General features: G+C 72.5%; 9 protein-coding genes. 3 read left to right on the top strand and 6 right to left on the bottom strand.

The features are described 5' to 3' along the window. The 5 genes from BLW43_RS24080 to BLW43_RS20110 form a co-directional block, all read right to left on the bottom strand. Positions 1–263 (bottom strand): hypothetical protein (locus BLW43_RS24080; RefSeq protein ID WP_217632254.1); only part of this gene is annotated, 263 nt, incomplete at its 3' end. 186 nt (positions 264–449) lie between these two features. Then, positions 450–2810 carry a fatty acid cis/trans isomerase gene (locus tag BLW43_RS20125; RefSeq protein WP_093256208.1) on the bottom strand — a complete coding sequence of 787 codons (2361 nt, stop codon included), beginning with the start codon at positions 2808–2810 and terminating at the stop codon, positions 450–452. A 218-nt stretch (positions 2811–3028) separates the two neighbouring features. Further along, positions 3029–4591 (bottom strand): alpha/beta hydrolase, encoded by a 1563-nt coding sequence (locus BLW43_RS20120; protein WP_093256206.1) that lies wholly within the window; start codon positions 4589–4591, stop codon positions 3029–3031. A 48-nt stretch (positions 4592–4639) separates the two neighbouring features. Next, positions 4640–5002 (bottom strand): GlsB/YeaQ/YmgE family stress response membrane protein, encoded by a 363-nt coding sequence (locus BLW43_RS24445; protein ID WP_093256205.1) that lies wholly within the window; start codon positions 5000–5002, stop codon positions 4640–4642. A gap of 258 nt (positions 5003–5260) precedes the next feature. Then, on the bottom strand, positions 5261–6178 hold the full coding sequence (locus BLW43_RS20110; protein WP_175479025.1) for a helix-turn-helix transcriptional regulator: 918 nt from the start codon (positions 6176–6178) through the stop codon (positions 5261–5263). Positions 6179–6326: 148 nt separating this feature from the next. Here BLW43_RS20110 and BLW43_RS24440 point away from each other — a divergent pair, with 148 nt between their 5' ends. Genes BLW43_RS24440 through BLW43_RS20100 form a run of 3 tightly spaced genes read left to right on the top strand, consistent with a single transcriptional unit; the run spans position 6327 to position 7560 of the window. Further along, on the top strand, positions 6327–6812 hold the full coding sequence (locus BLW43_RS24440; RefSeq protein WP_175479024.1) for a hypothetical protein: 486 nt from the start codon (positions 6327–6329) through the stop codon (positions 6810–6812). Next, positions 6766–7266, top strand: coding sequence for a helix-turn-helix transcriptional regulator (locus tag BLW43_RS24630; RefSeq protein WP_175479023.1), 501 nt, complete (start codon positions 6766–6768; stop codon positions 7264–7266). Before BLW43_RS24440 ends, BLW43_RS24630 begins: the two co-directional genes overlap by 47 nt. Positions 7267–7293: 27 nt before the next feature. Next, positions 7294–7560, top strand: a complete 267-nt coding sequence (locus BLW43_RS20100; protein WP_093256200.1) for a hypothetical protein — start codon at positions 7294–7296, stop codon at positions 7558–7560. Between the two features lie 149 nt (positions 7561–7709). On the opposite strand, the gene BLW43_RS20095 is transcribed toward BLW43_RS20100, so the two are convergent. Beyond that, on the bottom strand, positions 7710–8045 hold the full coding sequence (locus BLW43_RS20095; protein WP_093256199.1) for a hypothetical protein: 336 nt from the start codon (positions 8043–8045) through the stop codon (positions 7710–7712). Positions 8046–8080 lie beyond the last annotated feature (35 nt).

The raw sequence follows: 8080 nt of genomic DNA, 5'->3' as shown, positions 1-8080 counted from the left end.
AGGCGGCGCGGATACTGCAGCCCTACCCCGCCGAACGAATGCGGATCGTGCGTGAGGGGCTCGACGCGAAAGCTGACGAGTGACGGCCCCTCCCGAAAGCCGCCGGTCGCGGGGCGCCCTGCCAAACGCGGTAGTCTGCCGTTCGCGCAGGCGGCGGGCGTGCGATCATCCTCGCCGACCGCCGCGCTGGAAAGGTGGCGGGTAACGGTTCCCAGCCGGTCGCGAGGCATGCGATAGAGCGCGGTGAACAGCCGTTCGCGCAAGCGCCGGACATGTCGCCGGCGTCGGCCGCTCGGGAGTGGGCGTGCGATACGGGAGGGCCTACATAGAGGGCGCGCATTCGTGACACATCCGGTTAGACTGCACGGCGTTCGCCGACGACGGAACTGCACCCGCTGTCAACGGCGGCAAGTCCGCTCGCGTAGCGCTCGCCTCCTTCCCGCCGCGCGTCATTCCAGCCGATCCTCCGCTCTTGGGTCGCGATATCGCCCCAGATCGAGGAGGCCCGGCACCGTCGGTTCGGCCGCGGCCAACGCGGCGTTGATCGCGTCGAGGGTCGGCCAGAAGCGCGTGCTCGACCGGCGCACGCCGAAGCGGTCGACGAGCGTCATCCAGTCCCGCGGCGTCCGCATCGCCGAGAGCGCATCGACAAAGGCTTCCACGTCGCTTTGCTCGACGTCGAAGTGGAAGTTCGGATAGGCGCCGAACACGCCTGTGGCCACTGTGAGGCGGTCGGCCTCGGGCTCGCGCCGCAGCGCTTCTCCGAGCAGCAGGGCGATGTTCGCGTGCGCCTTATCGCGGATCAGGCTGAACACCGCGTCGCCACCATCCGCGCGGCGCAACCTGAGCAGGGTGAGGTCCGGCAGGAAGGCGACCCACGGCCCGCCCTCGCCAGCGATCCGCGACAGGGCGCGCGCGGCGGCGTCCGATCCGCATGGGGCCGAACAGCGGTTGAGGTCTCCCGAAGGCGGAACACGGGCGCGCCATGCGGCGAGGAATTCGGGCATTGGCCGTGCGCTGTCGTAGGCGATGGCGGCGGGGCGCGCGTCGGCGGCGCGGCGGGCCGCCCAGGGCGCATGCAGATCGGCGAGTGGGCCGCGATACCACGCGTCGTGCAAGGCAGGCCGGACCTCGGGGGGCAGGAAGCTCAGGAAAAGGTCCTCGCCCTCGCGGCGCAGGTGGTCCATCGACAGCCGCGTGGCCAGCTGGTGCTCGACGTCGCCGAACACGTCGTAGCTCGCGACGAGGTCGTAATGCAGGCGCTCGAACAGCGGGTAGTCGATCACCCACGCCGTCTCGGGGTCGTCGCCGATCAGCCCCCGCCGCGCCGCCGCGTTGTCGAAATGCCGCACGACGGTCAGGAACGCGTCCTCGTCGCCGGTCCAGAGCGCCTCCAGGGGAAACCCGCCGGCATGCTTCAGGCTCGCCGCGTAGCGCGAGTCGCGCAGGGCGAGCCACGCGGCCTGCCCGTCGCCCGCCATCGCCTGCAACCGCTGGAACAGCAGCCCTTCGGTCTGCGCCGCTGCCAGCTTGAGCAGCGGGGCGGCCTCGCGCAGGAAGGCCAGATCGGTCGCGGCGAGGTCCCAGCCGGGGTCGAGAAACGCGACCCAGAAGCGGTCCTCGATGACGTTGGTCGCGATCTGGCCATGACAGACCGGACCGCGCACGAAGCCGCGCACGAAGAACAGCGCGTCGTCGAGCAGGAAGCGGTAGCGGCTGTCGGCGGGGATCGCGGCGAAGGTTAGGAATGGATTCGCACCTGCCGCCTCGCCATAGGGGGGCGGGCTGTCCACAGTCCAGGCGAGGTCGAGAAACAGCGCCCGAAGCCGCGCTATGCGCGCGGGCGACAGCGCATAGACGTTCTGGTCCTTGTGGACCGGAACCTCCTCCGCCGGCGCGAGACGATAGTGGAAGGCGCGGCCGGGATCGTCCCAGGGCCTGCGCGTCGCGATCTCGTAAGGCGCCTCGCCGGTCGGCGTCTCGGAGCGGATCAGGCGAAAGAAGCGGTCGGGCGCGCCGCCGTCGAGATGCAGCTTGGCGTGGAACAGGTGCTCATAGAGGTAGCGCGCGACAAGGCGTTCCCGCGGCGACGCGCCGTTCAAGAAGCGCTCCCACGCAGCGACGCGGGCGGCGATCGCGGGGGACGGCGCGGCGCGGGGCGTGGGCGGCGGCGCGCCCGCCAGGATCCAGGTCGCCAGCGTTTCAAACTCCGAGTCCGACAGCGGCGCGGCGCCGTAGGGCATGCCGCCATGCGGCGCGGCCTCCACGTGGTCCGCGATCTCGTCGGGCGCGGGGCAACTCGCAGCGAGCGTGTCGAGCGTCAGCGCCTCCGGCAGGGGCGCGTCCGGGACCGGCGGATTGGCGCGGGCGAGTGCGATCAGCCGCGCCATGACCGAGGCGTCGGGATCAGGGCGATCCGCATCCGGCAGAACCGGGTGGAAGCCGAGCACGCGCCACTCCGCAGTCGTGCGCGCATCGACGCCGAGGCGCGTCGGCGGCGCGGCGGCGAGGCGGCTCTGGTCATAGACCTGCGCCTTGACGCCGCCGCGCAGCGCCCCCTCATGAGAGACGAGCTTGAGCTGGCAGGCCGCGTCGTAGCAGCCATGGCAGGCGACGCAGCGCCGAGCGAGAACTTCCGACGCGCGGTCGCCGAGGGCCTCGACCTCGACGCCCCCCGGCCCGACCAGTCGCAAGAGCGCGGGCGGTTCAGGTGTGGCAGGATTCGTCGCCGCGCATTGGGCAGTGAGCGCCGCGACGAGCGCCAGCCCCGCAAGCGGGCCGAAAAAGCGTCGGATGCGCGCGCCCGTCACCGCGCTTCGCCCCTTGGGCGCTTAAGCCAACGGGCGCCGGACCCGCGGGGCGCCCCTTCGGTCATCGGCGCGCGGCGTCGTTTCAGGGCGTCGACCTCTATCCCCATTCCGTCCCGCCACTCCGCAGGGGCCATGCCACGCGTTCTTCGCGCTTCACGCTGGCCGAAAACCCCGGCGGTCCGCAAGGCGACGGCGCGTCGACGGGGCGGCCCACGCCTCTATTCGACGCTGATGGCTCCATCCGGAAGAACGAAGCCGCGACGCGCCATCTCGGCGATGCAGCCGGTGTCGGGCGCCGCGGCGGGGTCGGACAGGAAGGCCTTCACGATCCTTCCCGCGCACAGATTGATCTCGCCGAGCTGGACATGGGTGCCTTCCGGAAACACGACCAGAGCGGCGCGCGGCAGGGCCCGCGCGACGATTTCGCTCCTCAGCGCGGGCGTGCGGGCGTCGAGCCGGCCGGCGAGGATCAGCGTCGGAACATCGGTCGCGACGTCGACATCGGTGCTGTCGGGCAGCGGCGGCACGTCCACCGCGCGGCAGAACTCGATGTACTCCTCGAGCACCGAGCGGCCATAGGCGCGCGCGTAGCGGCTCGCGCCGGGGTCGACCCGCATGTCCTCGGGCGCGCGGACAGGATCGTCCGAGCAGACCACCGCCATGTGCATCAGCATCGCCATAGACCCTTTCGCCGCGTCGCGCGAGGCGAGGATGGCCTCGCCCTTCAGCTCGCCGAGGATCGCGGCGACCGAACTCCGCCCCTCGGCGAGGATCGCCGAGAGGATGGCGGGCAGCGACCGGATGGCGATCTGGCCGGTCTGGAACTCGAAGATCGTCGAGGCTAGGTCGGCCTCGTTCAGCGTGACGGGGATCACGGTGGCCGGGTCGTCGGGGTCGGCGTAGCGCGTCTCGATCGGCCCCGCGTCGAACAGCGCCATCGCGCGGTCGAGCATCGCGGGAATGTCGTAGGCTTCGGCGCATTTCGCGTCCGCCTCGCAGAGCGCGGCCAGCGCGTCGGTCGCGTCCTGCACGTCGCGCACGCGGTCCTCCACCCAACTTCTGCGCGACAGCGAATTGGCGCCGTCGAGGATCACCGCCTCAAGCATGGCGGGGAAGTCCCGCATGACGTGCTGGCCGAGTTGCGCGCCGTAGGACGCGCCGTAATAGACGATCCGCGCGTAGCCGAGCGCCTGCCGCGCGGCGTCGACATCCGCCGCGATGCGCACGCTGTCATATTGCGCGAGGTCAATCCCGGCGGCGCGCGCGTCGGCGGCGCAGGCGGCGAGGAGGTCACGCCCGGCCTCGAGCGTCTGCGCCTCGTCGAGCCCGCGTTCGTGGGCAAGCCACGGAAAGCCGTACATCGCGGGGCAGTCGAGCATGGGGAGGCTGTTGGGCGCGCCGCGCTGGTCGAGGATCACCACGTCGCGCGACTCAAGGATCGGCCCGAGGAAGCCCTCGGCGAACAGCATCAGCGTCTCGGCTGCGATCAGGCTCTGGCCCGGCCCCCCGGCGAGCATGAAGAGCGGCGTCGCGGGCTCGGCCGCGCGGGAGGCGAGCCGCATGAAGCCGAGCCTCACCTGCGCGCCGTCGGGGTGGTCGGGGTTCTCGGGCGTCACGACATAGCCGCAGCTCGGGCGCGGCAGGGCCGGGTCGTCGGGCGGCGCGAAGAAGCAGGCGTCGAGCGGCTCGACGAGCGGCGCCGCCGAAGCGGCGAGCCCCGTCGCGCAGAGCGCCGCAGCGAGGGCGACGGAGCGGGCGCAGGTCAGCGCGGCGTGCGGCATGAGAGTCCTTTCTCGGGCGCCCTTGCGGGCGAGTTTTTTGCGCCGGGCTCAGACCCGGCGGATGAGCCGGATCAGCAGCAGCAGGATGACGGCGCCGACCACGGCGGCGGCCAGCGCCCCCACGACGCCGCCCGGCATGGCGACGCCGAGCGCCGGCAGGAGCCAGCCGGCGAGGAAGGAGCCAGCGATGCCGATGAGGATGTTGAGGAGCAGGCCTGAGCCGGTCCCCTTTACGATCAGGCTCGCGACCCAGCCGACGACCGCGCCGACGACGATCACCATGGCGAGGGCGATCAGCCCGCCGATCGCGCCGCCGAGCGCCTCGGCGGCCTCTTGCGCGGCCTGGTCCTGGGCCGCGGCGGCGGTCGCGATGGCGAGGGTGGATGCGGCGACGAAAAGCGTGCGGCGCATGATGACGTCTCCCGGTCGTTGCGGCGACGCGATGCGCGCCGCCCGTAAGCGGTGGTGCCAAGAAAGCGCCCTGCGCGCTATCCGTTGCGCGCAGGGCTGTCCTCCAAGCGAATCGCGGGCTTGGGGAGAGCGCGGGTCGCGCGTCTCTCTCCGATGCGCCTCAGGCCGCCGCGGCGTGGCTGCTGCTGGGCGGCCTCGGCGCGCTCGGCGCTCTGGCGCGCGCCCGTCCGAGAGCGGGCGACGGCGAAGCGCGCCGTGTCAGACGCGGCCCAGCGCCCTGCGCCGCGTCTGCGACGGCGCTTCCCCGAAGCGCATGCGATAGACCCGCGCGAAGCGCCCCAGATGGGCGAAGCCGCAGGCGTCCGCGACCTCGGTGACGGTGGTCTGCGCCGCGGGATCGGCGAGAAGCGCATGCACGCGCTGGAGCCGCACTCCGGCGAGCATCGCCCTCGGCGTGGTGTCGAGGGTCCGGCGGAACGCCGCCTGCAGGCTGCGCGGACCGACGCCCACGGCGTGCGCGATAGCCTCGACGGTCAGCGGCTCGTCGGCGTTGGCGCGGATGAACTCCTCCGCCTGCCGGATGCGCCGGCTCGGGATGGCGTCCTCGCGGACTGCGGAGTCCGCCATTCCCTCGCCGAGGGCGTCGACCGCGTCGAGAATGAGCGCCTCGGCGGCGGCGCGGGCGCGCGGACGTTGGAACATGCCGCGCGCGCCGCGGGCGGCGTCCATCGCCTCGCGCGCGAAGCAAAACAGCGCCCGCGCGCCGGCGGCGTCGCCCAAGCGCGCGGGCGCGCCGGAGTGGCGCGGCGCCGTCGCGACCCGGACGCCCAGGCCGCGGAACCAGCCGCCTTCGGCGGCGCGCACGACGCTCTCGCGACGGCCGGTCCAGAATCCCAAGACCTCGCCCGCGCCGCCGCCGAGGCAGCTTCGGCCCGACGTGATCGAGAGCGCCCCCACACTCGGCGCGAACAGCGTGAGGCCGTGCTCCGCGCTGTCGCAGATCCGGTGCCCGGTGCTCTCGATCTCCGAGATCACCACCGCGCCGATGCGCAGGACCGACCAGCGCGCGACGCCGCGGCGCCGGTCTGCGAAGTCGAACCGCTCCACCCGGTCGGCGAGGGAGGCGCGCTCCAGCACGGGCGCGGCGGCCGTCACCTCGAACTGTTCCAGAGCCATTCCGACCGCTCCCGGCGCGAAAGACATGCTTCGTATATCGGTTCGCTGACCCCTCCGCGAGCCGGGAAAGTGCGCGCGGGTCGCGCGTCAGGCGTTCGCTTGCGGCGCCGCATGCGTCACGCTTCGCCAGCTTGGGAGGACGCTGGCGATGGCGACCGCAATCAGATGGACACCGTCGAGCGGCGCGCGCATCGGCGTCGGCGAACTGCTTGCGCGGGTCGACGCCTTCTGCTTCACCGGGCGCGCGCCTCAGACCCTGCATGTGACGACGCTCGCGCTCGGCGCTCTCGCGATCGGGCGCGTGCGCTCGAGCGGGCACGAGATCGCGCTGGCCGAACCCGACCGGGTGTCGTTCATCGCGCCGCTGCGCGGCGCCATCCGGACCGAGGCCCGGGGCCGGGCCCTCGACGCCCGCGCCGACGAAACGCTTTATCTGCGAGAGGGGCCCCGGCGCACGGAAGTCGTCCCACCCGCCGCCGGCGGCGCCTATGCGGCCGCGATCGTGCTCGCCCCGGCGCCGCGCCGCCCCGGCGCCGCGCCGCCTCGGCGCGCGCGAGTCGGGGCTGGCCTCCGCCGTCGATCCCGTCATGCGCGCCTTCGCGGCGCATCTGCGCTGGTTTCTCGGCGAGCATGACCGCCCCGACAGCGCGCTACGCCGCCCGCGCGCGCTCGCTGCGACCGAGGCGCTGTTTGCCGACTACTTCGACGCGCTCGACGGCTTCGACGCGTCGCCGAAGGCGCGCGAGGCGTCGGTCGACGCGGCGCGGGTGCGCGAGGCCGTGGCTTTCATGCGCGTCCACTCCGACGAGCCGCTGACAGTCGCGGCGATCGGCGCGGCGTTGGGCGTCGGCGTCCGCGCGCTGCAACTGGCCTTCCAGACGCAGCGCGGCTGCGCGCCGCGGACAGTGCTGACCGAGATCCGCCTCGGGCGCGCGCGCGAACGGCTCTCGGAGCCGGATGCGGCGACGAGCGTGAGCGACGTGGCGCTGATGTGCGGCTTCGCCCATTTCGGGCGCTTCGCCGCCGCCTATCGCGCTCGGTTCGGCGAGGCGCCTTCCGACACGCTGCGCCGGACGCGCGGCGGCTGAAATGGGTTCTTGTGGAGGGTGAAGGCCATGAGACGCGCATTCGGGATCGCGGCGGGCGTCGTCGCGCTGCTCTGGATCGCGGCTGCGGCGCTGTTTCTCGCGGGGCGCTACGGCTGGGCCGGCGCCGAGCCCGACCCGCTCTCGGGCGTGTTCCTGATCCCGCTGGGCCTGCCCTGGAACCGCCTCATCGAGGCAGCGTTCGAGGCCGCCTGGCCCTGGCTCGCGCTAGCCGCGCCGGGGATCAACGTCGCGCTACTGCTCCTGCTGCGGCGATGGGCCGGCGGGCGCAAGTGAATTCGAGAGAACCTTCGGGGGGATTCTCTTCGCGGATGTCGCGGCGTCGCGCGGATGCGCTAGCGTTTGCTCGACCCGGTTGCGGGCCGGGCGCTGTCCGTCGACTGAACGGGCGGCCTTCGCAGCCGCCCGCCTTTTTCGTCAGGGGATCAGCAATCCTCGGCCGGAAGCATCGTCACTTCCTCGTAGCGGCCGTTCGCAGTTCGGATGCGCGCGCAGGCGCCAGTCTGGCGGTTGAACCACCAGGTCGTCAGGCCCTGCATGCGCACCGGCTCGTAGCCGAGGTTCTGGATGCCCATCTCCGACTGCCCGGCGCGCGCGCCCTGGAAGGCCGACAGGTCCGATGCGCTGCCGACGGCCGGCACAGACTCGGCCTGCGGCGTCGCCGGCTGCTGCTGGGCCGTTCCGCCGTCCGTCGCGACGACGCAGCCGGCGAGCGCCGCTATCGCTGCGAAGCCACCGATCAGGCCGAGATGCTTCTTCATGTCTTTCTCTTCTTTGTGGACAAAGTGGAAAGGTC

Origin of the sequence: Rubrimonas cliftonensis (assembly GCF_900107585.1) — a bacterium.
GTDB lineage: Bacteria > Pseudomonadota > Alphaproteobacteria > Rhodobacterales > Rhodobacteraceae > Rubrimonas > Rubrimonas cliftonensis.
Note: the sequence above shows the minus strand (reverse complement) of the source record. Positions and strands in the feature narration are given on the sequence as shown.